Annotated in this window: 21 protein-coding genes; 15 read left to right on the forward strand and 6 right to left on the reverse strand. The window is 64.7% G+C overall.

Translation table 11 applies throughout. The features are described 5' to 3' along the window. Positions 1–14: 14 nt before the first annotated feature. The 8 genes from HBH1_RS14785 (at position 15) to HBH1_RS14820 (ending at position 7,554) form a co-directional block, all read left to right on the forward strand. Complete coding sequence (locus tag HBH1_RS14785; protein ID WP_102663365.1) at positions 15–1,217, forward strand: sensor histidine kinase; 1,203 nt, start codon at positions 15–17, stop codon at positions 1,215–1,217. After that, positions 1,214–1,876 (forward strand): response regulator, encoded by a 663-nt coding sequence (locus HBH1_RS14790; protein WP_006462744.1) that lies wholly within the window; start codon positions 1,214–1,216, stop codon positions 1,874–1,876. The genes HBH1_RS14785 and HBH1_RS14790 overlap by 4 nt, the downstream gene beginning before the upstream one ends. Positions 1,877–2,016: 140 nt before the next feature. Continuing rightward, on the forward strand, positions 2,017–3,414 hold the full coding sequence (locus HBH1_RS14795; RefSeq protein ID WP_006462743.1) for a CmpA/NrtA family ABC transporter substrate-binding protein: 1,398 nt from the start codon (positions 2,017–2,019) through the stop codon (positions 3,412–3,414). Continuing rightward, positions 3,411–4,262, forward strand: a complete 852-nt coding sequence (ntrB, locus tag HBH1_RS14800) for a nitrate ABC transporter permease (RefSeq protein WP_039874908.1) — start codon at positions 3,411–3,413, stop codon at positions 4,260–4,262. The genes HBH1_RS14795 and ntrB overlap by 4 nt, the downstream gene beginning before the upstream one ends. A 31-nt stretch (positions 4,263–4,293) precedes the next feature. Continuing rightward, positions 4,294–5,148, forward strand: coding sequence for an ABC transporter ATP-binding protein (locus HBH1_RS14805; protein WP_102663366.1), 855 nt, complete (start codon positions 4,294–4,296; stop codon positions 5,146–5,148). Between the two features lie 120 nt (positions 5,149–5,268). After that, the gene (cynS, locus tag HBH1_RS14810) at positions 5,269–5,712 is read left to right on the forward strand and encodes a cyanase (protein WP_006462740.1); all 444 of its coding nucleotides are present in this window, start codon (positions 5,269–5,271) and stop codon (positions 5,710–5,712) included. A 77-nt stretch (positions 5,713–5,789) separates the two neighbouring features. Continuing rightward, entirely contained in the window at positions 5,790–7,181 is a 1,392-nt protein-coding gene (locus tag HBH1_RS14815; protein ID WP_077236322.1) for a TAXI family TRAP transporter solute-binding subunit, read from the forward strand. Positions 7,182–7,323: 142 nt separating this feature from the next. Continuing rightward, positions 7,324–7,554 carry a hypothetical protein gene (locus tag HBH1_RS14820; protein WP_102663367.1) on the forward strand — a complete coding sequence of 77 codons (231 nt, stop codon included), beginning with the start codon at positions 7,324–7,326 and terminating at the stop codon, positions 7,552–7,554. A 58-nt stretch (positions 7,555–7,612) separates the two neighbouring features. Here the strand turns inward: HBH1_RS14820 and HBH1_RS14825 are convergent, their stop codons facing one another. Next, positions 7,613–8,764: an ABC transporter ATP-binding protein gene (locus HBH1_RS14825; protein WP_102663368.1), complete on the reverse strand. Its 1,152-nt coding sequence runs from the start codon at positions 8,762–8,764 to the stop codon at positions 7,613–7,615. Positions 8,765–8,873: 109 nt separating this feature from the next. Here HBH1_RS14825 and HBH1_RS14830 point away from each other — a divergent pair, with 109 nt between their 5' ends. Continuing rightward, positions 8,874–10,544: an ABC transporter permease gene (locus HBH1_RS14830; protein ID WP_102663369.1), complete on the forward strand. Its 1,671-nt coding sequence runs from the start codon at positions 8,874–8,876 to the stop codon at positions 10,542–10,544. 65 nt (positions 10,545–10,609) lie between these two features. Beyond that, on the forward strand, positions 10,610–11,986 hold the full coding sequence (gorA, locus tag HBH1_RS14835; protein ID WP_102663370.1) for a glutathione-disulfide reductase: 1,377 nt from the start codon (positions 10,610–10,612) through the stop codon (positions 11,984–11,986). 103 nt (positions 11,987–12,089) lie between these two features. Here the strand turns inward: gorA and HBH1_RS14840 are convergent, their stop codons facing one another. Further along, positions 12,090–13,433 (reverse strand): phospholipase A, encoded by a 1,344-nt coding sequence (locus HBH1_RS14840; protein WP_310010299.1) that lies wholly within the window; start codon positions 13,431–13,433, stop codon positions 12,090–12,092. A 437-nt stretch (positions 13,434–13,870) separates the two neighbouring features. Between HBH1_RS14840 and HBH1_RS14845 the strand changes: the two genes are divergently transcribed. Further along, complete coding sequence (locus tag HBH1_RS14845; protein ID WP_102663372.1) at positions 13,871–15,958, forward strand: putative bifunctional diguanylate cyclase/phosphodiesterase; 2,088 nt, start codon at positions 13,871–13,873, stop codon at positions 15,956–15,958. A 208-nt stretch (positions 15,959–16,166) separates the two neighbouring features. On the opposite strand, the gene HBH1_RS14850 is transcribed toward HBH1_RS14845, so the two are convergent. From HBH1_RS14850 to wrbA, 3 genes are all read right to left on the reverse strand, one after another. Next, positions 16,167–17,594 carry an FAD-binding oxidoreductase gene (locus tag HBH1_RS14850; RefSeq protein ID WP_102663373.1) on the reverse strand — a complete coding sequence of 476 codons (1,428 nt, stop codon included), beginning with the start codon at positions 17,592–17,594 and terminating at the stop codon, positions 16,167–16,169. A gap of 77 nt (positions 17,595–17,671) precedes the next feature. Further along, complete coding sequence (locus HBH1_RS14855; protein WP_102663374.1) at positions 17,672–18,064, reverse strand: DUF2069 domain-containing protein; 393 nt, start codon at positions 18,062–18,064, stop codon at positions 17,672–17,674. Further along, a complete protein-coding gene (wrbA, locus tag HBH1_RS14860; protein WP_102663420.1) occupies positions 18,061–18,699 on the reverse strand; it encodes an NAD(P)H:quinone oxidoreductase in 639 nt (212 codons plus the stop codon). Before wrbA ends, HBH1_RS14855 begins: the two co-directional genes overlap by 4 nt. A 280-nt stretch (positions 18,700–18,979) precedes the next feature. Between wrbA and HBH1_RS14865 the strand changes: the two genes are divergently transcribed. After that, complete coding sequence (locus HBH1_RS14865; protein ID WP_102663375.1) at positions 18,980–20,332, forward strand: YihY family inner membrane protein; 1,353 nt, start codon at positions 18,980–18,982, stop codon at positions 20,330–20,332. A 4-nt stretch (positions 20,333–20,336) separates the two neighbouring features. Here the strand turns inward: HBH1_RS14865 and HBH1_RS14870 are convergent, their stop codons facing one another. Next, positions 20,337–20,657: an Mpo1-like protein gene (locus HBH1_RS14870; protein ID WP_006462728.1), complete on the reverse strand. Its 321-nt coding sequence runs from the start codon at positions 20,655–20,657 to the stop codon at positions 20,337–20,339. 277 nt (positions 20,658–20,934) lie between these two features. Between HBH1_RS14870 and HBH1_RS14875 the strand changes: the two genes are divergently transcribed. From HBH1_RS14875 to aroC, 3 genes are all read left to right on the forward strand, one after another. Then, positions 20,935–21,396, forward strand: a complete 462-nt coding sequence (locus HBH1_RS14875; RefSeq protein WP_006462727.1) for a CBS domain-containing protein — start codon at positions 20,935–20,937, stop codon at positions 21,394–21,396. A gap of 167 nt (positions 21,397–21,563) precedes the next feature. Next, complete coding sequence (locus HBH1_RS14880) at positions 21,564–23,453, forward strand: MFS transporter (protein WP_006462726.1); 1,890 nt, start codon at positions 21,564–21,566, stop codon at positions 23,451–23,453. Between the two features lie 88 nt (positions 23,454–23,541). Beyond that, positions 23,542–24,630, forward strand: a complete 1,089-nt coding sequence (aroC, locus tag HBH1_RS14885) for a chorismate synthase (protein ID WP_102663376.1) — start codon at positions 23,542–23,544, stop codon at positions 24,628–24,630. Positions 24,631–24,670: the final 40 nt, after the last annotated feature.

Here is a 24,670-nt window from a genome sequence, read left to right on the forward strand (position 1 = left end):
GGCAGGTGGGGATCATGCACAACGATCCCCACCTGCCCGTTTTTGCTTCCGATGCCCTGGCCGCCCCCGGCGGCCTGCTGCGCGACAAGCTGGCGCTGCTGCTGGACTCCACCGGCGAAGGCATCTACGGCATCGACCTGGAGGGCCTGTGTACCTTCATCAATCGCGCCGGCGCCGACATGCTGGGCTATGCCCCGGCCGAGGTACTGGGACGTAACATGCACGATCTGGTGCACCACAGCCATGAGCACGGCGGTCATTATCCCGAGGCCGACTGCCCCATCCTGAAGGCCTTCCGCAAGGGCGAGTCCTGCCGGGTCGATCAGGAAGTGTTCTGGCGTGCCGATGGCAGCTTCTTCCCCACCGAATATTCTTCCTACCAGATCATCGACGGCGGCCAGGTACGCGGTGCGGTGATCACCTTCAGCGATATCTCCAAGCGCCGCCAGGCCGAGGAACAATTGCAGCGCGCCAAGGCCGAGCTGGAAGTGCGGGTGGCCGAGCGCACCCGCGAACTGTCGGCCGCCCTGCGCCAGGTCCGCCAGTTGTCGGCCCATGCCCACTCGGTGCGCGAGGATGAGCGCACCCGCATCGCCCGCGAGATCCACGATGAACTGGGCAGCCTGCTGGTGGCGTTGAAACTGGATGTGAACTGGATGGCCAAGCGCGTTACCGACCTGGAACCGGTGGCCCGCAAGTGTGATGCCATGAGCCGCCTGATCGAGACGGCGGTGGACAATGTGGGGCGCATCATCACCGACCTGCGGCCCAGCATCCTCGATCACCAGGGCCTGATCGCCGCGCTCGAATGGCAGGTGCAGGAGTTTTCGGAAGCCACCGAACTGCCCTGCGAGGTCGAGTTCGATATCGCACCCGAAGCCTTTCCCCCGGATGGTGCCAAGGCCACGGCGGCGTTTCGCATCTTCCAGGAAATGTTGTCCAACGTGGCGCGTCATGCCAATGCCACGCGGGTGCGCATCGCCGTGCACCTGAGTCCGTCGGAACTACGCATGGAGGTGGAAGACGATGGCGTGGGCGCCCCCCGTGCGGCGCTGGAGGCGGCCACCTCCTACGGCGTGATGGGCATGCGCGAACGGGCCTTGCACTTTGGCGGCGCATTGAGCATTGCTGGTGCGCGTCTTGCACCAGAGAGCGGCAGGCCGGGGACCCTGGTCTGCCTGCGCCTGCCCAGTCACGGCGGCCGGGAGGCGGCATGAGTGCCGGCGCCGAGACCATCCGCATTCTCTTGTGCGACGATCATCGCATCGTGCGCGAGGGCCTCAAGCAGATCCTGGCCGATACCCCCGATATCGAGGTCGCCGCCGAATGCGCCAGCGGGCCGGAAGTCTTGCACCGCGCCCGGGTGGAGGCCATCGACCTGGTGCTGCTGGACATCGCCATCCCCCAGCAGGATGGACTGGACGTGCTGCGCCAGATCAAGCAGGAGATGCCGCGCCTGCCGGTGCTGATGCTGTCCACCTATCCCGAGAAGCAATATGCGGCGCGCTGCTACAAGCTGGGCGCGGCCGGTTATCTCAACAAGAGCGCCGATCCCGAGCAACTGGTGGACGCCATCCGCAAGGCCGCCGGCGGTGGTCTCTACGTGAGCGCGCAGATGGCCGAGACGCTGGCCTCCGGCCTGGCCCAGCACGCCGGTGCTGCGCCGCGGGCTGCGCACGAGAGCCTGTCGCACCGTGAATACCAGGTGTTCCAGCTGATCGCCGCCGGCCGCAGTGTGCGCGAGATCGCCGAGCAGCTGGAACTGAGCCCCAATACGGTGAGCACCTATCGCAGCCGCATCCTGGAAAAGACCGGCGCCGCCAATGACGTCGGCATCGCCATGTATGCGGTACGTCATCAGTTGCTGCCGGTCTGACGCGGGTTTGGCCCCGGCTTGTAGTGCCAGCACTACAGGATGTCGTGACAGCATGACGTAGCCCATGAGGCTGGCAAGTCCCTTGCAATGGTGGATGGTGAAGCAAAGAAATCACCGCACACTCACCAAACGGGGGAATCATGCCGAACGCAGCAGACACCAATCTGTTCCACACCTACGACGCCGAGCGCGCCGGCCAGGGCTGTTCCTGTGGCCGCCACGGCAGCCAGCAGCAACACGATGTCGAGGTCGAAGCACTGCGCCAGCAGCGCGGCCAGGATGTGGAAGCCCTCACCAACGACGTGGTGGAAGAAGCTGTGATGCGTTCGCTCTTCCCGCGGGTGGCCGAGCGCCGCGACTTCCTGCGGGCGGTGGGCCGCAATGCGGCGCGGGCGGCCATTGCCAGCGTGTTGCCGCTGGGTTCGCTGCAGGCCATGGCGCAGGAAAAGAATGGCGCCCTGGAAAAGAAGGACCTCAAGATCGGCTTCATCGCCATCACCTGCGCGGCGCCGCTGATCATGGCCGACCCGCTGGGCTTCTACCGCAAGCAGGGCCTGAACGTGTCGCTCAACAAGACGGCCGGCTGGGCGCTGATCCGCGACAAGATGATCAACAAGGAACACGACGCCTCGCACTTCCTCTCGCCCATGCCCATGGCCATGTCCATGGGGGTGGGCAGCAATGCCACCCAGATGCGCGTGGCGACCATCCAGAACATCAACGGCCAGGCCATCACGCTGCACAACAAGCACAAGGACAAGCGCGATCCCCGGCAGTGGAAGGGCTTCAAGTTCGCGGTGCCCTTCGAGTATTCGATGCACAACTTCCTGTTGCGCTACTACCTGGCCGAACATGGCCTGGACCCGGACCGCGATGTGCAGATCCGCGTCACGCCGCCGCCGGAGATGGTGGCCAACCTGCGGGCCGGCAACATCGACGGCTTCCTCGGCCCCGATCCCTTCAACCAGCGCGCGGTGTATGACGAGATCGGTTTCATCCACATCCTCTCGCGCGACATCTGGGACGGCCACCCCTGCTGTGCCTTCGGTACGTCGGAAGAATTCATCAAGCAGAACCCCAACACCTTCGCCGCGCTGTTCCGCGCCGTGCTGACCGCCGCCGCGATGGCGCGCGACCCGTCCAACCGCTCGCTGGTGGCCAAGGTGATCTCGCCGGCAGCCTACCTCAACCAGCCCGAGACGGTGGTGGAGCAGGTGCTGACCGGGCGCTTTGCCGATGGTCTGGGCAATGTGAAGAACGTGCCGGGCCGTGCCGACTTCGACCCGGTGCCCTGGGATTCGATGGGGGTGTGGATTCTCACGCAGATGAAGCGTTGGGGTTACATCAAGGGTGATATCGACTACAAGGCCATCACCGAGAAGGTGCTGCTGCTGACCGAGGCCAAGAAGCACATGAAGGAACTGGGCCAGCCGGTGCCGGAAGGCGCCTATCGCAAGTATTCCATCATGGGCAAGGAGTTCGATGCCAACAAGGCCGAGGCCTACGTCAACAGCTTCGCCATCAAGAGGAGCGCATGATGCCGGCCAGGCATCTCGGCTGGCGTGCCGCACTGATCTCGCTGTTGCTGCTGGCAGCGTTGCTGATGGTGTGGCATTTCGCGACGCTGCCGCAGGAGGGCGCGGCCAGTGCCGCCCAGGATGAATACGCCAAGCTGATGGGCAAGAGCAGTGGCGCGGCCAAGCGCGACGGCTTTCCCGGACTGGCGCAGATGGGTGAGACCATCCGCAAGGAATTGGCCAATCCCTTCTACGACAACGGCCCCAATGACAAGGGCATCGGCATCCAGCTGGCCTATTCGCTGGGCCGGGTCGGACTGGGGTTTGCGATTGCGGCGGTGGTGGCGATTCCGCTGGGTTTCCTGCTGGGCATGTCGCCGCTGATGCAGCGCGCCTTGAATCCCTTCATCCAGATCCTCAAGCCCATCTCGCCGCTGGCCTGGATGCCGCTGGCGCTGTACACGATCAAGGATTCGTCGATCTCGGGCGTGTTCGTGATCTTCATCTGCTCGGTCTGGCCGATGCTGATGAACACCGCCTTCGGCGTGGCCTCGGTGCGGCGCGACTGGCTCAACGTGGCCAAGACGCTGGAGGTGTCCTCGTTGCGGCGCGCCTTCCTGGTGATCCTGCCGGCGGCGGCGCCCACCATCCTGACCGGCATGCGCATTTCCATGGGGATCGCCTGGCTGGTGATCGTGGCGGCCGAGATGCTGGTGGGCGGCACCGGCATCGGCTACTTCGTCTGGAACGAATGGAACAACCTGTCGCTGACCAGCGTGATCTTCGCCATCCTGGTCATCGGCGTGACCGGCATGGTGCTGGACCTGATCTTCGCCCGGCTGCAAAGACTGGTGACCTATGTCGAGTAAATCGCGTACATCGAATGAAGAGGGTAAGAGCATGGACCACAATTTCCTGAGCGTGCAGGGGCTCTCCAAGCGCTATGCGGCGGGCGCGCCGCCGGTGTTCGAACAGGTTTCCTTCGGCATCGATCGCGGTGAATTCGTCTGCGTGATCGGCCACTCCGGCTGCGGCAAGACCACCATCCTCAACGTGTTGGCGGGGCTGGAGGCGGCCAGCGACGGCGTGGTCATCATGGACCGGCGCGAGATCAAGGGGCCGAGCCTGGATCGCGGCGTGGTGTTCCAGAGCCATGCACTCATGCCCTGGTTCAGCGTGCTGGGTAACGTCGTGTTCGCGGTACGTTCGCGCTGGCCGGACTGGTCGCGCGCCAGGGCCGAGGAACATGCGCGTCGCTTCATCGCGATGGTGGGGCTGAAGGGGGCGGAGCACAAGAAGCCCTCCGAACTCTCGGGCGGCATGAAGCAGCGGGTGGGTATCGCCCGGGCCTTTTCCATCGAGCCCAAGATGCTGCTGATGGATGAACCCTTCGGCGCCCTCGATGCCCTCACACGCGGCGTGGTGCAGGACGAGCTGCTGAAGATCTGCGCGGCCACCGGGCAGACCGTGTTCATGATCACTCATGACGTGGACGAGGCCATCCTGCTGGCCGACAAGATATTCCTGATGTCCAACGGCCCGCAGGCCTGCATCGCCGAAGTGGTCATCAACACCTTGCCCAAGACCCGCAGCCGGGAAGCCATGCATCACGATCCGCAGTTCTATCGCATCCGCAATCACCTGGTGGACTTCCTGGTACACCGCTCGCGCCAGATCCAGGCGGCCCAGGCCAGCGGGGTGCCGCGTCCTCCCACGCGCATCGTGATGCCGGGGCTGGAGCAGGCGGTGGCCTGAAAACCGGCAGGGCAGCCCAAGAGATTTCGTCATTGTGTCGCAAGCATTCGTCACGATCGATGACGCGCACTGAGAGGTGTGTCGTCGATCTTTATTCCGTCCACCCAAAAGGAGATAGCCATGGACCGCAACCAAGTCACCCAGAAGATCGTTACCGCCAAGGTCAGCAAGAAGATGACCTGGGCCCAGATCGCCGAGCGCATCGGCCAGAGCAAGGAGTGGACCACCGCTGCCATGCTGGGCCAGATGACCCTGACCGCCAAGCAGGCCGCCACCGCCCAGGAGCTGTTCGAACTCACCGATGAAGAAACCCTGTGGCTGCAGATCGTGCCCTACAAGGGTTCGCTGCCGACCCCGGTGCCGACCGATCCGCTGATCTACCGCTGGTACGAGATCGTCAGCGTCTATGGCAGCACCATCAAGGAACTGATCCACGAAGAATTCGGCGACGGCATCATGAGCGCCATCGATTTCAAGATGGATATCCAGCGCCAGGCCGATCCCAATGGTGACCGCGTGAACGTGATGCTGTCGGGCAAGTTCCTGCCGTACAAGACCTACTGAGCGACTGACGCGGAGAGTCACATCGCGTTACAAGGCGGTGCAGCCCAAAGCGGGGCGGCGCGGCTAGAATAGCGCGCATGCTCAAAGACAAGAAACTCTCCGCCTACGCCCCGTCGGCGACCCGCATCCGGGCGCGCTTCGTGGCCATCTCCTGGCGCGACCTGGCCGTCAGCTTCGGTCCCATCATCCTGCTGATCCTGATCGGCGCCTGGCTGGTGATCTGGCTGATCCGCCCGGCCCCGCCGTCTTCGATCACGATCGCTGCCGGTCCCAAGGACAGCAATTTCTGGCGCGTGGCCGAACGCTACAAGGCCATCCTGGCGCGCGATGGCATCCGGCTCGATATCGTCGAGACCGGAGGTTCGCTGGACAACCTGAAACGCCTGGCCGATCCCGACCAGAGCCTGGACGTCGGCTTCGTGCAGGGCGGCCTGGCCGGTGCGGTACCGGCCGAGGCGCTGGCGCCGCTGGTCTCGCTGGGCAGCATTTCCTATGTGCCGGTGTCGGTGTACTACCGCACGCCGCCGCCACGCGAGGACGGCAAGCCGGTCCCGCCGCTGCGCCAGTTGTCGGAGCTGGCCGGCAAGCGCATCGCCATCGGTGGTGCCGGTAGCGGTTCCAGCGTGCTGGCCGCGACCCTGCTCAAGGCCAACGGTGTGGAAGAGGGCGGCAGCACCCAGCTGTTGAACATTGGCGGCGATGAGGCGGCCCAGGCGCTGACCGGTGGCAAGATCGATGCGGCCTTCCTGATGGGCGATTCGGTGTCGGTGGCGACCATGGGCAAGCTGCTGCGCGCCCCTGGCATCCGCTTGCTGGATTTCTCCCAGGCCGATGCCTATGTGCGGCGTTTCCGCTATCTCAATACCCTGAAGATGCCCATGGGCGTGTTCGACCTGGCGCGCAACCTGCCGGCCCGCGATACCCAGCTGATCGCGCCCACGGCCGAACTGGTGGCGCGCGAGGACTTGCATCCGGCGCTGTCGGACCTGCTGATCGCGGCCGCCCGCGAAGTGCATGGCAAGGCCAACGTGATGCAGAAGGCGGGGGAGTTCCCGGCGCCGCTGGAGCATGAATATCCGATCAGCGACGATGCGGCGCGCTACTACAAGTCCGGCAAGACCTTCTTCTACCGCACCCTGCCGTTCTGGATGGCCAGCCTGGTGGACCGGGCGGTGGTGATCGTGCTGCCGGTGATCCTGCTGCTTATCCCGGGTATCCGCCTGGTGCCGATGCTCTATGGCTGGCGCGTGCGTTCGCGCATCTATCGCTGGTATGGCGAGCTGATCTCGCTGGAACGCGGCTTGTCCCGCGAATCGCCGGAAGACCAGGCCGAGATGCTCAGGCGCCTGGACGAGATCGAGATCGCGGTGAACCGGATGAAGATGCCGCTGGCCTTTGCCGACCAGTTCTATGTGCTGCGGGAACACATCGGCTTCGTGCGGGCGCGGCTGGCGGCCGGTGTGGCTTAGGCGCCACGGCGGGAAATGCAGGATGGGCCGGCTGTTGTATGCTCGCCATGGTGCATACAGTACTGTATAAAAAATACTGTGTATTCATACAGTGCTTGTGCTAAAGTGAAGCCTCCAATCGACAAGAAGAGGAATCGCTGCCATGACACACTTTGATCTTGCTTCCGACGCTCGCTTCGCTGTTGCATCTTCCAGCCCGTCTTCGCTGGCGATCCGCCTGGGTCGTCGCGAAATCTTCATCTGCCGTGACACCTATGTGCGCCGTTATCGCGTCAATCCGGTGATCGAGTGCAGCGCCGGCATCGAGCCCGGCCATGTGGAAATCCTGCTGCTGCGCCGCTGGCTGGTGGTGCTGTCGAAGGCGCGCGCCTGATGCGGCGCGCCCTCGACTGGCTGGTGGTGGATGCGCTCGGCCGGGCGGCCTGCGTGGATCAGCGTGTGAGCACTCCAGCACTGGCGGTGCCGGCCTCTAAGGCCGCCGCCAATGACGACTCCATGCTGGGGAAGGTCACCAGATGCGTGACGTCCAGCCTGATGCCTATCCACTCGCCCACCGCGTGATCGTGGTGGGAGGGGACCAGCGACAGCAGTTGCTGCCCGTTCTCCAGCGCCAGCGTGTAGAGAAATTCCGCTCCCCTGAATGATTTGCGAACGACTCTTGCCTTGAAGGGCGAGGCGTCGTCATGCATCACGTCGTCAGCCCGCAGCAGCACGTCCACCTGCGCATTTGCCGGCAGGGGCTGATCGTGCAAGGGCATGCCGCGCAACAGGCCGGCTGCGGTCTGCACTTCGATTTCTCCCTCGCTCCCGTCCCTGCCTGAGGCCGGGGCAGATGTCTGCATCAGTGTTCCCTGCAGCAGCACGCCGTGCCCGATGAAATCGGCCGCGAAGCGGGTGGCCGGGCGGTGGTAGAGGGCGTAGGGGCTATCCCACTGTTCCAGGCGGCCTTGCCGCATCACGCCCACCACGTCGGCCACGGCAAAGGCTTCCATCTGGTCATGCGTGACCATCAGGGCGGTGGTGCCGGTGCGCTTGAGGATGTCGCGCACGTCGTGCGCCAGACGTTCGCGCAATTCCACATCGAGGCTGGAAAACGGTTCGTCCAGCAACAGCAGGCGTGGCTGCGGTGCCAGCGCCCGCGCCAGGGCGATGCGTTGCTGCTGGCCGCCGGAAAGCTGGTGCGGGAACTTGCCGCCCGACCCCGACAGACCGACCAGTTCCAGCATGGCCGTGACCACCTGTTCGCGCTGGCTGCGTGCCATGCCGCGCAGGCCGAAGCCGATGTTGGCCGCCACATCCAGATGCGGGAACAACGCGAAATCCTGGAACACCATGCCGATGCGGCGCCCCTCGGCCGCCACCCGGATGCCATCGCCTTCCAGCAGCGCCCCGGCCAGCCGGATGCGGCCCGCCTGTGCCGGCTCCAGCCCGGCCACGGCGCGCAGCAGGCTGGTCTTGCCGCTGCCGGAGGGCCCGATCAGCGCACCCAGTTCGCCCGGCTGCAGGCGCAGCGAGACGTCGTCCACGGCGGCGGAGGGGGTGCGGGGATAGCGGATGCTGAGGTGCTCGACTTCCAGAAACATGGAGATGCCCGGTGAAATGGTTACAATTCGCGATTGCCTGAGGGTGTGCAGTGTAGCGCAAGCCCTCGCGTCTTCCACCTGGGTAGTCCATTTTCACCGTTTCCTTGTTATGCACATCATCGGTTTGCTTGCTGTCCTGATCGCCTTGCCGCTGTTGGGCATCCTTGCCGCCTGGTTCGGCCTGGACGCGGCGGGCGTGGACAGCCTGCGCCAGCAGATGCAGACCGTCCTGCCCGGTTACCTGGCGACCTCCGGCTGGCTGGCGCTGATGGTGCCGCTGGGCGTGGTGCTGGTGGGCGGTGCGGCGGGGGTGACGGTGAGCCTGTTCGAATTTCCCGGACGGCGCTGGCTGTCCTGGGCCTTGCTGCTGCCCATGGCAATGCCGGCCTATGTCTCGGCCTATGCCTATACCGATTTCCTGCAATACGCCGGGCTGGTGCAGAGCACGCTGCGCGGCTGGTTCCCGGGCTGGCGCATGGATGTGCGGGGCTTGCCGGGGGCGATCTGCATGTTCGTCTTCACGCTCTATCCCTATGCCTATCTGCTGGCGCGCAATGCGCTGTCCGAACGCGGCAACCACCTGATGGAAGCGGCCCGCATGCTGGGTACGCCGCTGGCCGAGCGCATCGTGCGCGTGGCGCTGCCGCTGGCGCGCCCGGCCCTGGCGGCCGGCGCCGCGCTGGCGCTGATGGAGACGCTGGCGGACTACGGCGTGTCGGCCTACTTCGGCCTGACCACCTTTACCACCGGCATCTACAAGGCCTGGGTGGTGCTGGACGACCGCATCGCGGCGGCCCAGTACGCTTCGCTGTTGCTGCTGTTCGTGGCGGTGCTGCTGTGGCTGGAACGCCGCGAGCAGGGCCGCATGCGCTTTGCTGCCACCCGTGGCGCGCGCAGCGCCGATGCCGCTGACAGCGCCGAGGGTACCCGCCCGCACCTGACGCGCGGCCCGACGGTGCTGGCCTGGCTGGTGTGCGGCTTGCCGGTGGTGGCAGGGTTCCTGCTGCCGGTGGGCATCCTGTTACACCTGTGGTGGGGTGAGGCGGGGCGTGACGTGGGTCATGAAGCCAGCGTCGCCTTCGATCTTGCTCGTTATGCCGGCTGGGTGTGGAACAGTTTCCGCTTCGGGGGCATGGCGGCGCTGGCGGCCATCGTGCTGGCGCTGGCCCTGTGCTTTGCGCTGCGTGCCGGTGGTCTGCCGCGTCTGCAGGGGGCGATGTTGCGTCTGACGGCGCGGCTGGCCGGCATGGGCTATGCGATTCCCGGATCGGTGATTGCGGTGGGCATCCTGCTGCCGGTGGCCTGGTTGCAGGCGCGGTGGCCGGCGGCCGGTCTGGGCGTGCTGCTCACGGCCAGCTCGCTGGGCGTGGTCTATGCGTATCTGGTACGCTTCACGGCGGTTGCGGTGCAGTCGGTGGAGTCCGGCTATACCCGCATCCCGGTCAGTCTGGATGAAGCGGCGCGTACCCTGGGCAGTTCGCGCGCGGCCATTGCCTGGCGCCTGCACCTGCCCTTGCTGTGGCGTTCGCTGGCGGTGGCAGCCTTGATGGTGTTTGTCGATGTGGTCAAGGAACTGCCGGCGACCTTGCTGTTGCGTCCCTTCGATACCGATACCCTGGCCGTGATCGCGCACAACCTGGCGCGTGACGAGCGTCTGGGCGAAGCGGCGCTGCCGGCGCTGTCCATCGTGCTGGTGGGGCTGGCACCGGTGCTGCTGGTGATGCGGGCGCTGGATGGCCGGCGCCGGGCGCCCTTGCAAAGCGGCAGTACGCCCGCATAACGGTCAGACCGACCAGATAGAACACGGACGCCGCCAGGGGGCAGCGTCCATGCAATGGAGAAACCATGAGCCAATACGATTACGACCTCTTCACCATCGGCGGCGGGTCCGGTGGTGTGCGCGCTGCGCGCTTCGCCGGCCAGACCGGCGCCCGCGTGGGTCTGGCGGAGAAGGGCGACCTGGGCGGCACCTGCGTCAACGTGGGCTGCATTCCGAAGAAGCTGATGTCCTACAGTGCGCACTACCACGAGGACTTCGCCGACGCCGCCGGCTATGGCTGGACCCTCAACGGCAAGCCCAGCTTCGACTGGTCGGCCCTGATCGCCAACAAGGATCGCGAGATCGCCCACCTCAACGACATCTACCAGCGTCTGCTGGATGGGGCCAACGTCAAGCTGCATCGCGGCTTTGCCACGGTGGAGGATGCCCACACGGTCAACGTCGATGGCCAGCGCTTCACCGCCCGCCACATCCTGATCGCCACCGGTGGCCATCCGGACAAGCCGCAGATTCCGGGGAGCGAACTGGGGATCACCTCGGATGACTTCTTCCACCTCAAGGGCCTGCCCAAGCGCGCGGTGGTGCTGGGGGGCGGCTATATCGCGGTGGAACTGGCCTCCATCCTCAACGGCCTGGGCAGCGAGGTGACCCTGGTCTATCGCCGTGAGCGCCTGTTGCGCAACATGGATGCCGACCTCGGCGTACACCTGGCCGACGAGATGGCCAAGAAGGGCATTCGCCTGGTGTTCAATGCCAGCATCGATGCCATCGGCGCCGAGGATGCCGCAGGCGCCACGGAGGACAGCGTCAAGCAGGTGCGCCTGACCAATGGCGAGACCCTGCAGGCCGAGTGCGTGCTGTTCGCCACCGGCCGCACGCCCAATACGGGCCGGCTGGGGCTGGAGAAGGTCGGTATCGCGCTGGCGAAGAACGGCGCCATCCCGGTCAACGACAACTTCGAGAGCAGCGTGCCCTCCATCCTGGCCGTGGGCGATGTCATCGACCGCGTGGCGCTCACGCCGGTGGCGCTGGCCGAGGCCATGGTGGTGGTGGCGCGCCTGTTCGGAAAGGGCGAGCGCAGCATGTCCTACCGCAACATCCCCACCGCCGTCTTCAGCCACCCCAACATCGGCACCGTGGGCATGAGCGAGGAAGAGGCCAGGAAGGAAGTGGGTGCGGTGAAGATCTTCAAGACCGATTTCAAGCCGCTCAAGAACACGCTTTCGCGCAATACTGAACGAACCTTCATGAAGCTGGTGGTCGATGCCGCCAGTGACCGGGTGCTGGGCGTACACATGGTGGGCGGCGACGCCGGCGAAGTGATCCAGGGTTTCGCCGTGGCCCTGCAGTGTGGTGCCACCAAGGCGCAGTTCGATACCACCATCGGCATCCATCCGACCTCGGCCGAGGAGTTCGTCACGATGCGTACGCCGGTGGCCTGACGAGCGACCCAGGTCCGCTGCAACAATGAACAACGGGGATGCAGTGCATCCCCGTTGTGCTTTTGCGGGTCAGGTCGCCGTGCTTAATGCCACAACGCCGTGCTTAACGCCACAAGGCATAGCCGATGCGCAGTTGCGGGCTGTCCTTCTGGTTGTAGGTCAGCAGGCTTTCGCCGTAGCCGGAGAAGTAGCTGGCCATCAGGTAGCCGGCGGTACCGGGCAGCAGGCGCGAGAGCGGATAGGAAATCTGCGTCTCGGCGCTGTACTTGCCGCCCAGCCTGCCCTTGCGCAGCATGGTCGCCACTTCCACCCCGTCCGGTTTGCCATAGGCCAGCTTCAGGTCCAGGTGGCCACGGTAGTCGGCGATGTCCGGATTGTCGCGCGTCGGGCCGAGATAGGCGTAGACCTTGGGCGCGACCTTGAAGTGATAGTCGTTGAGGTTGCCGAAGTTGAAGGTCGGTTCGATGAAATAGGTATTGATGCTGCGCGATTCGGGACCGTCGCGACCGTTGGACTCGTGCTCCAGGCCGGTGGCGATGCCGATGCGGCTGAACACGCCGTTCTGGATGCCCAGGTCCGGCAGGTAGTAGTAGAGGCTGGGGCGATAGCTGGTATCGCGGAAGGGCGCGGAAGGCGCCGACAGGTCCCACAGCGAGAACTGGGTGTAGCCCAGGTAGAGATTGTCCAGCAGGCCGCGCGAGCGCGGATCGTCCGGCACGAAGACGCGGAACTTGAAGCTGAACTGGAAGCGGGCATTGGTATCGCCGTGGTTGTGCCCGACCGTGAAGTACATCGGCTCGTTGAAGGACAGGCGGCGATTGTTTGAGAGGATGTCTTCGGCCGCCGGTGCGCTGTCGATGGGCGAGGCATTGGTGCCGGGCGTGAGCACCGTGGCCGAGGGCGCCACCGGGGCCACCTTGCTGCTGGAGTCGGCCAGCGGGGTGTTGATCAGGTCGGGCGACTCCGGCAGCGGCCCCAGGCTGGCATCCGGACGCACCACCGCCACCAGCACCGGCGAGGCGTCGATGCCGATCGGTTCGATGCGCACCATGCCGCGCAGGCGCTCCGGCAGTACGCCGCGATAACGCACCTTGCGGAACTCGCCTTGCCGCAGCGTGAGGCGGTCCTCGCCATCGACCCGCTGCAGGGTGATCTGCTGGGGCGGGATCATGTCGGCCGAGGCTGCTACCAGCAGGGTGGGCGGCAGGCTGTAGCTGCGTTCGGCCTGTTCGTCCTCGGACACCAGCAGCGTCAGTTCCAGGGGTTTGCTGGCATCGATGCGCTTGGGTGGCTGCACCATGGAGATGCCGGCCTGGGCCGGGCTGCTCCAGAGCGGCGCTGCGCCGATGCCACACAAAGCCAGCGCAATCAGGCGGGAAGTGCGTTTCCAGCGTGGGGGCAGGCAGTTTTTCCGATGGCGCGGACGGGTTTGGGGTAAGCTCAGCATGATGTCCTTGTTGTCGATTTGTTGTGTTTTGTTTTCATTTTGCATGTTGTCTTGCTGCGCGGGCGGGCCGGGGAGGGCAGCGCCCTCCAGAAAAACCGGGAAACAGGGACGCAAAGGCTGGCCGGCAGGCGCACTGCAGTCAGAACAGATCGGTTGCGCCCGATAAAGTTGCCAATCATGTGGAGATCAGTTGCCGATAGCTAGCAGCTTGTTACTCCCAGGCTGAGGACGGGCGCCGAAACATATCAGGATGACAACGGGTATTTCCTGATTGTGGGACAATGCTGCGCCTTCTAAGCTGGGTTCCATGGGCATCCTGGGTCACTGATATCGGCTGCTAGCTCCTGAGATTGGCTGACATTCCCTGATTTTCCTGGTTGCCTTCCGCGATTTTCGTCCTGTTCCTGTCCTGATACTAATACGCCGTACCGTTCGCCATGCTCATCGCCACCTACGACAAGTTGCTGGTTGTCGTCTCACTGCTGGTTGCCATCCTCGCCTCCTATACGGCGCTGGACATGGCCGAGCGTATCAATACCACCAGCAACCAGCATCCGCGCGTGGCCCGCTTCTGGCTGACCGGCGGCGCCATCGCCATGGGCGTAGGGATCTGGTCCATGCACTTCATCGGCATGCTGGCTTTCCGCCTGCCGATCGCCCTGGGTTATGACGCCTGGATCACGGCGGTATCGCTGTTGATCGCCATCGCCACCTCCGGCTTTGCGCTGTGGATCGTCACCCGCAGGGACCTGCCCCTGCGGCGCCTGTTCGGCAGTGCGCTGCTGATGGGGGTGGGGATCGCCGGCATGCACTATACCGGCATGGCCGCCATGCGCATGCAACCGGGCATCGATTATGACGTGGCGCTGTTCGTGGTGTCGGTATTCATCGCCATCGCGGCCTCGGCTGCGGCCTTGTGGATCGCCTTCAGCCTGCGCAAGAATACCCCGCATGTGAAGGCCGCGCGCGCCGGTGCTTCGGTGGTGATGGGCGTGGCCATCGTCGGCATGCATTACACCGGCATGGCGGCGGCCAGTTTCCCCAGCGGCTCGGTCTGCATGTCGGCGCGCGAAGGTGTGGGCATCGGCTGGCTGGCAATCCTGATCATCGTGGTCACGCTGGCGGTGCTGACGATTGCCTTGCTGACCTCGGTGCTGGACGCACGACTGGAGTCGCGCACCGCCAAACTGGCCCGCTCGCTGGCCGAGGCCAATGAAGAACTGACACAGATGGTGCTGCACGACCATCTCACCAAGCTGCCCAACCGCACCCTGCTGGAAGACCGCCTGACCCAGGCGATCAACAAGGCGGCCCGCAGCAACGGCCATTTCGCGCTGATGTTCATGGACCTGGACGGCTTCAAGGCCATCAACGATTCGCTGGGTCACCATGTGGGCGACCGCCTGCTGGTGGAGGTGGCGCGCCGTCTCACGGCCACCACCCGCGCCCACGATACGGTGGCGCGCCTGGGCGGGGACGAGTTCGTGATCCTGGTCGACCTGACGCTACCCGATGATGCCATGCCGGTGGCCGAGAAGCTGGTGGAGGCGGTCAACCAGCCCTTCTGTGTGGGCGAGCACGAGTTGCGGGTCTCGGCCAGCATTGGCATCGCCATCTATCCGGAAGACGGCAATACCCGCCACGACCTGGTCATCAACGCCGATGCCGCGATGTACCACACCAAGCGCGCCGGTCGCAACGGCTACAACTTCTTCGAGCCTTCGATGAATGCCAATGCCCACCATCAACTGCAGTGGCTGCAAGACCTGCGGGTGGCGCTGGAGCGCAAGCAGTTCCGGCTGGTCTACCAGCCCAAGTTCAGCCTGCCCGATGGCCCGGTGCTGGGCGCCGAGGCGCTGCTACGCTGGCAGCATCCCGAACGTGGCCTGGTGGGGCCGGATGAATTCATCGGCCTGGCCGAGCGCTCCGGGCTGATCATCCCTATCGGTGCCTGGGTGCTGGACGAGGCCTGTCGCCAGATGCATGAGTGGCTGACCCTGGGCTATGCCGACTGGAAGATCGCGGTGAACCTGTCGGCGGTGCAGTTTGCCGATCCGCATCTGCTGGAGGTGGTGCGTGGCGCGCTGGAACGCCATCAGCTGCCGCCGCAGAGCCTGACGCTGGAAGTCACCGAATCGACCGCCATGCACGATACTGAGGCCAGCCTGCTGACCCTGCAGAAGATTGCCGACCTGGGGGTGGAGATTTCCATCGATGACTTCGGGACCGGCTATTCCAGCCTGTTGTATCTGAAGCGTCTGCCGGCCAATGAATTGAAGATCGATCGCGGCTTCGTGCGTGATCTCAGCGACGGCACCGAGGATGCGGCCATCGTCTCGGCCATCGTGGCCCTGGGACGCACGCTGAACCTGCGCATCGTGGCCGAGGGCGTGGAGACCGAGCGCCAGCAGCAATTCCTCGCCTCGGTGGGCTGCGACGCCCTGCAGGGCTATCTCAGGGGGAGGCCGATGGCGCCCGACCTGTTCCTGCAGACCATGCGCGAGCAGCACAAGAGCGCGGCATGATCGGCCTGCTCCGTCTGATCCGGGAAATTGGCCGTGGCATTGCTCGCTATTCCTCGGATTGCCAGGCAGCGGGAGATGCAAAGATGACTACATAGAGAAACCTTGCTGCGGCAAGGGTTTCAGGCAGGCTCCTGAGGGGGAGGTTGGGGCGGACGGCTCGTGATAGCGTCCGTCCCTTTTTGTTTGCCGGCCCGTACTGCCCTGGCGGCTATAGCACCTTGCCCGGATTCATCAGCTGCTGCGGGTCCAGCGCCTGCTTGATGGCGCGCATGAGCCGCAGTTCCACCGGCGACTTGTAGCGCAGGATTTCCTCGCGCTTGAGCGCACCCAGTCCGTGTTCGGCCGAGATCGAGCCACCGAAGCGGTCCACGCTGTCATGCACCACCAGGTTGATGGCTGACTGCTGGCCGAGGAATGCGCTATCGGCCACGCCCACCGGTGGCGAGACGTTGTAGTGGAGGTTGCCATCGCCCAGGTGGCCGAAGGTCACCATGCGGCAGCCGGGCGCGGCCTGCTGCACCAGCACGTCGGTGGTGGCGATGAAGTCGGCGATGCGCGAGATCGGCACCGAGATGTCGTGCTTGATGTTCTTGCCTTCGTGCGCCTGCGCCATGGAGATGCTTTCACGCAATTGCCACAGCGCCCGCGATTGCGCCAGCGAGGCGGCGATCACGGCATCGTTGGCCAGGGCCTGTTCCAGGGCGTCGCCGATGACGCTTTCGAAGAGGGCGCGGGCGTGCTCTTCCGATTCGCTGTCCGACAGTTCCAGCAGGACGTATTGCGCATGCCGCTGGGCGAAGGGCAGGCGCTGCTCGGGGAAGTGCTTGCAGACCAGCTGCAGGCAGAAGTCCGACATCAGTTCGAAGCCGGTCAGTGCCGACGCACAGCGTGACTGCGCCAGTTGCAGCAGCTGCAGTGCCTGGGCCGGGGTATCCAGCGCCACCAGTGCCGTCACCTGCGCAAGCGGTTGCGGGAAGAGCTTGACCACGGCGGCGGTGATGACGCCCAGCGTACCCTCGGCACCGATGAAGAGGTCGCGCAGGTCGTAGCCGGTATTGTCCTTGCGCAAGCCCTTCAGGCTGCTCATCACCTCGCCCTCGGCGGTGACCACTTCCAGACCCAGGCACAGTTCGCGGGTATTGCCATAGCGCAGCACGCCGGTGCCGCCGGCATTGGTGGAGAGGTTGCCGCCGATGGTGCAACTGCCCTCGGCCGCCAGCGACAGCGGGAACAGTCGCCCCACGGCGGTGGCCTGCTCCTGCAGATGCTGCAGCACGCAGCCGGCTTCCACGGTCATCGTATTGTTGATCGGGTCGACGGCGCGGATGCGGTTGAGCCGCCGCAGCGACAGCAGCACCGCATTGCCCTGCTGGTCCGGCACGCTGCCCAGCACCAGGCCGGTGTTGCCGCCTTGCGGTACCAGTGGCACCGCATAGTGCGCACACAGCTTGACGATCTCGGCCACCTCGCCGGTATCGGCCGGACGCAGTACGGCCAGGGCACGGCCGGTGTAGCGGCCGCGCTGGTCGGTCAGGTAGCCGCCGGTGTCGCTCGGCTCGGTGAGGACATGGGCGGCGCCGATGGCGGCGCGGCAGGCGGCGAGGAATTCGGTGGTGGTGTCGGTCATGGCGGTCATGGCAACAGGTGCGCGCCGCCACCGGGGCGGCGCGTCGTATTGGAGCGGATTGGAGCAGCGGATCGCGTTGGCGAAGATCAGCGCGAGGCCTTGTGGATGGCCTGGCGGGCGATTTCCTTGGCGGCCTTCTTGAAGGGGTGCAGGTAGGCCAGCGCGCAGATGAAATAGATGGTGGTCAATGCCACCTCGCCCCAGGCCAGCCAGACCGAGGTGTGATTGGCATCGCTGGTGGCGCGTACCAGGCCCTCGGCCAGGTAGACCAGGATCAGCATGGACGACCACTGCAGGGTATAGACATCGCGCTTGAGGATGCCGCGCAAGGGCAGCAGCAGCGGCACCACCTTGAGCACCATCCACGAGCCGCCCGGGCGCAGCGGCGCCAGCGCCAGTTCCCATGCCACACAGAGCAGGATCAGGACGACCAGGCTGGAACTGGCTCCCAGGTGGAAATAGCGCGCGCTGCTGTTCATGATGGTCTCCGTAGTTTTAATGCGGTCTCTGCCAGCCGTTTGCCCAGCGCGATGGCCAGGGTACGCGAGTCGTCCGACAGTGGCTGGTTGCCGTTGACGCCCGCCCAGTGACTGGCGCCGTAGGGGCTGCCGCCGCTGTGGGTATTCATCAGTTCGGGGTGCGCATAGGGCAGGCCCAGCAACAGCATGCCGTGATGCAGCAGGGGAATCATCATGGTCAGCAGCGTCGACTCCTGGCCGCCATGCAGGCTGCCGGTGGAGGTGAACACGCAGGCCGGTTTGCCGGTCAGGGTGCCGGAAAGCCACTGCGGCGAGGTGCCGTCCCAGAAATACTTCATGGCCGCGGCCATGTTGCCAAAGCGCGTGGGCGAACCCAGGGCCAGGCCGTCGCACTGCGCCAGGTCGGCCGCTTCCACATAGGGCGCGCCGGAGCTGGGGACGTCCGGCTCCACGGCCTCGGTGACGGTGGAGACCGCCGGCACGGTACGCAGGCGGGCATCGCAGCCGGGGACGCTTTCCACGCCCTGGGCGATCAGTTCGGCCAGCTTGCGGGTGGCGCCATGGCGCGAATAGTAGAGCACCAGGACGGTGGCGTTGGAGGGAGCGTTCACGGAAGAGGGGGAGGAGCTGGTCATCATGTGACTTATTATATTTCCGTTTTTTTCCTCCCAGCGTGAGGGAAAAAGAGAGAAATCTCCTCGACTGCTGCCTTTTGCCTCGCATCCTTGAGGTCATAACTGCAACTTTAGGATGCAGCTTCGTTTTTTGCGGGATTTTGCCGGCGGCTTGGGCGATAATCGCCAAACTTGTCATCCTGCCGCCTGGCGGCGGGAAAGAACCCGGGTGTGGCGCTGTTGCTTGCCGTCACCCCATGAAGTCGAACCGATGCCCTCTTTGCGTTTTCCCTTTTCCCGTATGCGTGGTCTGTCCCGAGAACAGTTGAGCGATCTGTTGCGCTTCGCCGGCCGGCGACTGCGCGAGGATCGTCTGCCCCAGGTGGCCGGCAGCCTGACGTTCACCACCATCCTCTCGCTGGTGCCGGTGCTGACCATCGCGCTGGCGCTGTTTACGGCCTTCCCGCTGTTCTCGACCTTCCGCGCTTCGCTGGAAGCCTATTTCGTCGAAAACCTCATGCCCAAGGGGGTGGCCAATACCATCCTGGGCTATCTGAACCAGTTCGCGGCCAAGTCGGCGCGCATCTCGGCGGTGGGCGGGGTGGTGCTGATCCTGACCTCGGTGCTGACCATGTCCACCATCGAGAGCGTGTTCAACCAGATCTGGCGGGTCAAGAAGTCGCGTCCGCTGGTGCAGCGGGTGCTGGTGTACTGGGCCATCATCACCCTGGGACCGCTCTTGATCGGGGTGTCCATCAGCGTGACCTCCTACCTCTCCAGCGCCACCGGTGGTGCGGTCAAGAGCCTGCCGTGGCTGGGCGCGGGCTTCTATACGCTGGTCTCGCTGATGTTTTCGACGCTGGCCTATACGCTGCTCTACAGCACCGTACCCAACCAGACCGTGGACTGGCGCGACGCCCTGGCCGGCGGCCTGCTGGCCGGTGTCGGCCTGGAAATCGCCAAGCGCCTCTTCGCGGTCTACATCATGCAGTTCCCGACCTACACCATGGTCTATGGCACGGTGGCGGTGCTGCCGATCTTCCTGGTGTGGATCTACATGATGTGGATGATCACCCTGTTCGGCGCCCTGCTGACGGCGGCGCTGCCGGTGGTGCGCTACGAGCGCTGGTGGCATGTGGCCTCGCCGGGGGCGGAGTTCATCGATGCGGTGAAGGTCCTGAAATTCCTGCATGCGGCCCGGGTCGGCGTGGAGTCGGCGGTGGTGAGCATGGATGAGGTGCGTCGCGCCACGCGACTGGGGCTGGGTGAATTGCAGCAGTTGCTGAGCCGGATGAGTGAAGAAGGCTGGGTGGCCTCGGTCAAGCCGGAGACCAGTCGCCGCACCGGCTGGAACCGCCGCATCACCGATGACATGGACCGCTGGACGCTGGTGGCCAACCCCAGCACGATCCTGCTGGCGCAGGTGTATCGGCTGTTCGTATTCGATCCCGCCGTGCTGGCGCAGGCGGGTGACGAGGAGGCTCTGGTGAGGCGGGTGGAAGACGCCATCGACGGCGTGCTCGGCCAGTCGCTGGATGACTACTGCGGTCCCGCAGGCCTTGCCAGCGTCGACCCGCAGGCGCAGAGCACCGTGGCTGCCATGCCCTATGCCGCCGTGCCGCTGGATGAGCGGCGCCGCATGTGGGAGCGCTGAGCGCTCAGAACGAGACCTGCCCGGTCAGCATCTGCCAGTACATGACCCAGTCGCCCATGAAGGAATACAGGGGATGGCGGAAGGTGGCCGGCTGGTTCTTCTCCACCATGAAATGCCCGACCCAGGCAAAGCCGTAACCACAGAACAGGGCCACCGCCAGCCACCACCACTGGTGGGTGATGAGCAGCAGCAACAGGCTCAGCAGCGCCAGCGTCGACCCCAGGAAGTGCAGCTGCCGGTTGACCCGGTGCGCATGTTCGCTCAGGTAGGTCGGATAGAACTCGCTGAAGCTGGCGTAGTGTCGGTCGGGCAGGGTGGCGGCCATGGGCTTCTCCAGGTGATCCTGACGATTCCAGCTTAGTCAGCGCAGCGCGCATATGCAAACCTTGTGCTGAAGCAAGCTTCGCATGATTGCTGGAAATACTGCATGGCAGCGTGATTGCCGGTTGCCCAAAGGGCGCGCTTGACCGTACCATGTGCATGCATCGCGCGCCCCGCCAGCGGCGGCATCCAGGATCAGTTATCCTGTTGCCCCCATGAATTGGATTTTCCGGGCGTCATCGCCTACAGTCAAAACAGCTTCATACAACTAGGACGACATCATGAAAGTCTCTGAAATCCTCAAGGTCAAAGGCAACATTCTCTTCACCGTCACGCCGGACACCCCGATTCAGGAGGCGGTCGCCGCGATGGCAGAGAAAGACATCGGCTCGCTGGTGGTCATGGAATATGGCGACCTGGTCGGCATGCTGACCTTCCGCGAAGTGCTGCTGACGCTGCACAAGAACGGCGGCGCCCTGGGTGGCTCGACCGTGCGCAAGCACATGAACGACGCCCCCATCACCGTCACCCCCGATACCGATCTGAACGAAGTGCGCCGCATCATGCTGGAAAAGCATGCACGCTACGTGCCGGTGATGGAAGCGCGCACCGTGCTGGGCGTAATGTCCTTCTACGACGTGGCCAAGGCCGTGCTGGATGCGCAAGGCTTCGAGAACAAGATGCTCAAGGCCTACATCCGCGACTGGCCGGCCGAGGAAGAAGAGCGCGAAGGCAACGCCTGAGCGTCGCTGGCCCGGTTGCCGTTTCCTGCGCTGACGCCGCCTGCCACCGCAGGCGGCCTGGTTCTGACCGTTCCTGCTGGAGCGGTTTTTTATTGTCCATTGAGGTTGTTGTCATTTCGGCCCGGCCTGCGTAGGCTGCGCATTCCGTTTCCCTGACCTGATTGCCCATGCAAAAGAACAGCCAGTTCTCGCTTTTCTCCCAACGGCGTTTCGCTCCCTTCTTCTGGACCCAGTTCCTGGGCGCGCTCAACGACAATGTCTTCAAGACCGCGCTGCTGACCATCCTCACCTATGACGCCCTGTCCTGGACCGAGATGGATCCGGGCCTGCTCAACAACCTCATCCCGGGTTTGTTCATCCTGCCGTTCTTCCTGTTCTCGGCCACCTCCGGCCAGTTGGCGGACAAGCTGGAAAAGGGCCGCGTGGCGCGTTTCGTGAAGCTGCTGGAAATCGTCATCATGGGCATCGCCGCCTATGGCTGGATGACGCACCACCTGTGGCTGCTGATTGCGGCGGTGGTCGGCATGGGCATCCATTCCACGCTGTTCGGACCGGTCAAGTATGCCTACCTGCCGCAGCAGTTGAAGCGCGAGGAACTGATCGGCGGCAATGGCCTGATCGAGATGGGGACCTTCGTCGGCATCCTGCTGGGGGAAATCCTGGGTGCGGTGCTGGTGGTGCACAAGCCCTGGGGGCTGCAACTGGTGGCTGGCGTGACCATCGGCATTGCCGTGCTGGGCTGGCTGGCCAGCCTGCGCATTCCGCTTTCGCCGGCCCCGGCGCCGGAGCTGAGGGTGAACTGGAATCCCTTCACGGAAACGGTGCGCAACCTTGGTTTCTCGCGCCGCAACCGGCCGGTGTTCCTCTCCTTGCTGGGCAATTCCTGGTTCTGGTTCTATGGCGCCATCATGCTGGCGCAATTCCCTGTCTATGCGAAGAACTACCTGCACGGCGACCATAGCGTCTTCGTGCTGCTGCTGGCGGTGTTCTCGGTGGGCATCGGCGTGGGTTCGCTGCTGTGCGAGCGGCTGTCGGGCCACAAGGTGGAAATCGGGCTGGTGCCCTTCGGCTCCATCGGCCTGTCGGTCTTCGGGCTGGAACTGTATTTTGCCAGCCAGGCCTATGTGACGCCGGCGGCGATGCTGGACCTGGGCGGCTTCCTGGCGCACGGCGGCAGCTGGCGCATCCTCGGTGATTGCCTGGGCATCGGCCTGTTCGGCGGACTCTACATCGTGCCGCTGTTTGCGCTGATCCAGACCCGCTGCGATCCGGCGCACGTCTCGCGCACCATCGCCGGGATGAACATCATGAATTCGCTGTTCATGGTGGTGTCGGCGCTGGTGGCCATGGTCATGCTGAAATCAGGGATGACGATTCCGCAGATCTTCCTGGCTACGGCCATCATGAACGGCGTGGTGGCGGTCTACATCTTCTCACTGGTGCCTGAGTTCCTGATCCGCTTCCTGGCCTGGCTGCTGATCCATACCTTCTACCGGGTGCGCATCGTCAATGGCCAGGCCATTCCCGACCAGGGCGCGGCGGTGCTGGTGTGCAACCATGTGAGCTATGTCGATGCCATCGCCATCATGGCGGCCAGCCCGCGCCCGGTGCGCTTCGTGATGGATTACCAGATCTTCCGGATCCCGGTGATGGCCTGGCTGTTCCGCAATGTGCGGGCGATCCCGATTGCGCCGGTCAAGGCCGACCCCTGGCTGACCGAGAAGGCCTTCGTCGATATCGCCCAGGCTTTGCACGAGGGTGAATTGGTGTGCATTTTCCCTGAGGGAAAACTGACGCGTGATGGCGAGCTCAACCCCTTCCGGGGCGGCGTGCAGAAGATCATCGACCGCAGCCCGGTGCCGGTGGTGCCGCTGGCCTTGCGCGGCTTGTGGGGCAGCCTGTTCTCGCGCGATCCCAGCAACCCGGTCACGCGTACCTTCCGGCGTGGCTTGTTCTCGCGGCTGGAGCTGGTGGCCGGCGAGCCCATCCCGGCCGAGCAGGTCAGCCCCGAGCTGCTGCAGGAAAAGGTGCGCGAACTGCGCGGCGACTGGAAGTAGGCTGCAGGCGGGAAGGGCGCCGTGGCTCGTCGGCGGCGCCCGGGGCTGGTAAAATCGCGTCTTTCTCCCCTTTTGCGCGAATTCCATCATGTCCGGCAATACCTTCGGCACGCTCTTCACCGTCACCACCTTCGGCGAATCCCACGGCCCGGCCATCGGCTGCGTGATCGATGGCTGCCCCCCGGGCATGACGCTGTCGGAAGCCGATATCCAGCCGGAACTGGATCGCCGCCGTCCCGGCACCTCGCGCCACGTCACCCAGCGCCAGGAGCCTGATACCGTCGAGATCCTCTCCGGCGTCTATGAGGGCAAGACCACCGGTACCCCGATTGCGCTGCTGATCCGCAACCAGGACCAGCGCAGCAAGGACTACGGCAATATCCTCGATACCTTCCGTCCCGGTCATGCCGACTACACCTACTGGCACAAGTACGGCATCCGCGATCCCCGCGGCGGTGGCCGTTCCTCGGCACGCCTGACCGCACCAGTGGTGGGCGCGGCGGCCATCGCCAAGAAGTGGCTGTTCGAAAAGTACGGCACCACCTTCAAGGGCTGCATGAGCCAGCTGGGCGAGATCGCGATTCCCTTCGAATCCTGGGAGCATGTGCCCAACAATCCCTTCTTCGCCGCCAATGCCAGCCTCATCGGGCGCCTGGAAGACTACATGGATGCCCTGCGCAAGGACGGCGACTCCATCGGTGCGCGCATCGACGTGGTGGCGCAGAACGTGCCGGTCGGCCTGGGCGAGCCGCTGTATGACAAGCTCGACGCCGAGATCGCCTTTGCCCTGATGGGTATCAACGCCGTCAAGGGGGTGGAGATCGGCGCCGGCTTCCGTTCGGTGGCGCAGAAGGGTTCCGAGCACGGCGATGCGCTCACGCCGGAAGGCTTCGTCGGCAACAACGCCGGTGGCATCCTGGGCGGCATCTCGACCGGCCAGGACATCACGGCCTCCATTGCCATCAAGCCCACTTCCAGCATCCGCACCCCGCGCCCTTCCATCGACAAGAACGGCCAGCCGATCGCGGTGGAAACCTTCGGTCGCCATGACCCCTGCGTGGGCATCCGCGCCACGCCCATCGCCGAAGCCATGCTGGCCCTGGTGCTGATGGACCACGCCTTGCGCAACCGCGCCCAGTGCGGTGATGTGAAGGTCGATACACCGGCGCTGCGCTGAACCGGGCAGAACCGAGCGCAAGCCGGCCATCGCGCAAGCG

Source organism: Herbaspirillum sp. BH-1, assembly GCF_002870055.1.
Lineage (GTDB): Bacteria > Pseudomonadota > Gammaproteobacteria > Burkholderiales > Burkholderiaceae_D > Herbaspirillum > Herbaspirillum frisingense.

What these genes read in the sequence shown, in the direction of transcription:
- HBH1_RS14845 (WP_102663372.1), top strand. Translation starts at nt 13,871, where the DNA reads ATGCTCATCGCCACCTACGACAAGTTGCTGGTTGTCGTCTCACTGCTG.
- HBH1_RS14870 (WP_006462728.1), bottom strand. Translation starts at nt 20,657, where the DNA reads ATGGCCGCCACCCTGCCCGACCGACACTACGCCAGCTTCAGCGAGTTC.
- HBH1_RS14785 (WP_102663365.1), top strand. Translation starts at nt 15, where the DNA reads ATGCACAACGATCCCCACCTGCCCGTTTTTGCTTCCGATGCCCTGGCC.
- HBH1_RS14855 (WP_102663374.1), bottom strand. Translation starts at nt 18,064, where the DNA reads ATGAACAGCAGCGCGCGCTATTTCCACCTGGGAGCCAGTTCCAGCCTG.
- HBH1_RS14815 (WP_077236322.1), top strand. Translation starts at nt 5,790, where the DNA reads ATGCTCAAAGACAAGAAACTCTCCGCCTACGCCCCGTCGGCGACCCGC.
- HBH1_RS14840 (WP_310010299.1), bottom strand. Translation starts at nt 13,433, where the DNA reads ATGCTGAGCTTACCCCAAACCCGTCCGCGCCATCGGAAAAACTGCCTG.
- HBH1_RS14830 (WP_102663369.1), top strand. Translation starts at nt 8,874, where the DNA reads ATGCACATCATCGGTTTGCTTGCTGTCCTGATCGCCTTGCCGCTGTTG.
- wrbA (WP_102663420.1), bottom strand. Translation starts at nt 18,699, where the DNA reads ATGACCAGCTCCTCCCCCTCTTCCGTGAACGCTCCCTCCAACGCCACC.
- HBH1_RS14865 (WP_102663375.1), top strand. Translation starts at nt 18,980, where the DNA reads ATGCGTGGTCTGTCCCGAGAACAGTTGAGCGATCTGTTGCGCTTCGCC.
- HBH1_RS14795 (WP_006462743.1), top strand. Translation starts at nt 2,017, where the DNA reads ATGCCGAACGCAGCAGACACCAATCTGTTCCACACCTACGACGCCGAG.
- gorA (WP_102663370.1), top strand. Translation starts at nt 10,610, where the DNA reads ATGAGCCAATACGATTACGACCTCTTCACCATCGGCGGCGGGTCCGGT.
- HBH1_RS14820 (WP_102663367.1), top strand. Translation starts at nt 7,324, where the DNA reads ATGACACACTTTGATCTTGCTTCCGACGCTCGCTTCGCTGTTGCATCT.
- ntrB (WP_039874908.1), top strand. Translation starts at nt 3,411, where the DNA reads ATGATGCCGGCCAGGCATCTCGGCTGGCGTGCCGCACTGATCTCGCTG.
- cynS (WP_006462740.1), top strand. Translation starts at nt 5,269, where the DNA reads ATGGACCGCAACCAAGTCACCCAGAAGATCGTTACCGCCAAGGTCAGC.
- HBH1_RS14790 (WP_006462744.1), top strand. Translation starts at nt 1,214, where the DNA reads ATGAGTGCCGGCGCCGAGACCATCCGCATTCTCTTGTGCGACGATCAT.
- HBH1_RS14875 (WP_006462727.1), top strand. Translation starts at nt 20,935, where the DNA reads ATGAAAGTCTCTGAAATCCTCAAGGTCAAAGGCAACATTCTCTTCACC.
- HBH1_RS14825 (WP_102663368.1), bottom strand. Translation starts at nt 8,764, where the DNA reads ATGTTTCTGGAAGTCGAGCACCTCAGCATCCGCTATCCCCGCACCCCC.
- aroC (WP_102663376.1), top strand. Translation starts at nt 23,542, where the DNA reads ATGTCCGGCAATACCTTCGGCACGCTCTTCACCGTCACCACCTTCGGC.
- HBH1_RS14880 (WP_006462726.1), top strand. Translation starts at nt 21,564, where the DNA reads ATGCAAAAGAACAGCCAGTTCTCGCTTTTCTCCCAACGGCGTTTCGCT.
- HBH1_RS14805 (WP_102663366.1), top strand. Translation starts at nt 4,294, where the DNA reads ATGGACCACAATTTCCTGAGCGTGCAGGGGCTCTCCAAGCGCTATGCG.
- HBH1_RS14850 (WP_102663373.1), bottom strand. Translation starts at nt 17,594, where the DNA reads ATGACCGCCATGACCGACACCACCACCGAATTCCTCGCCGCCTGCCGC.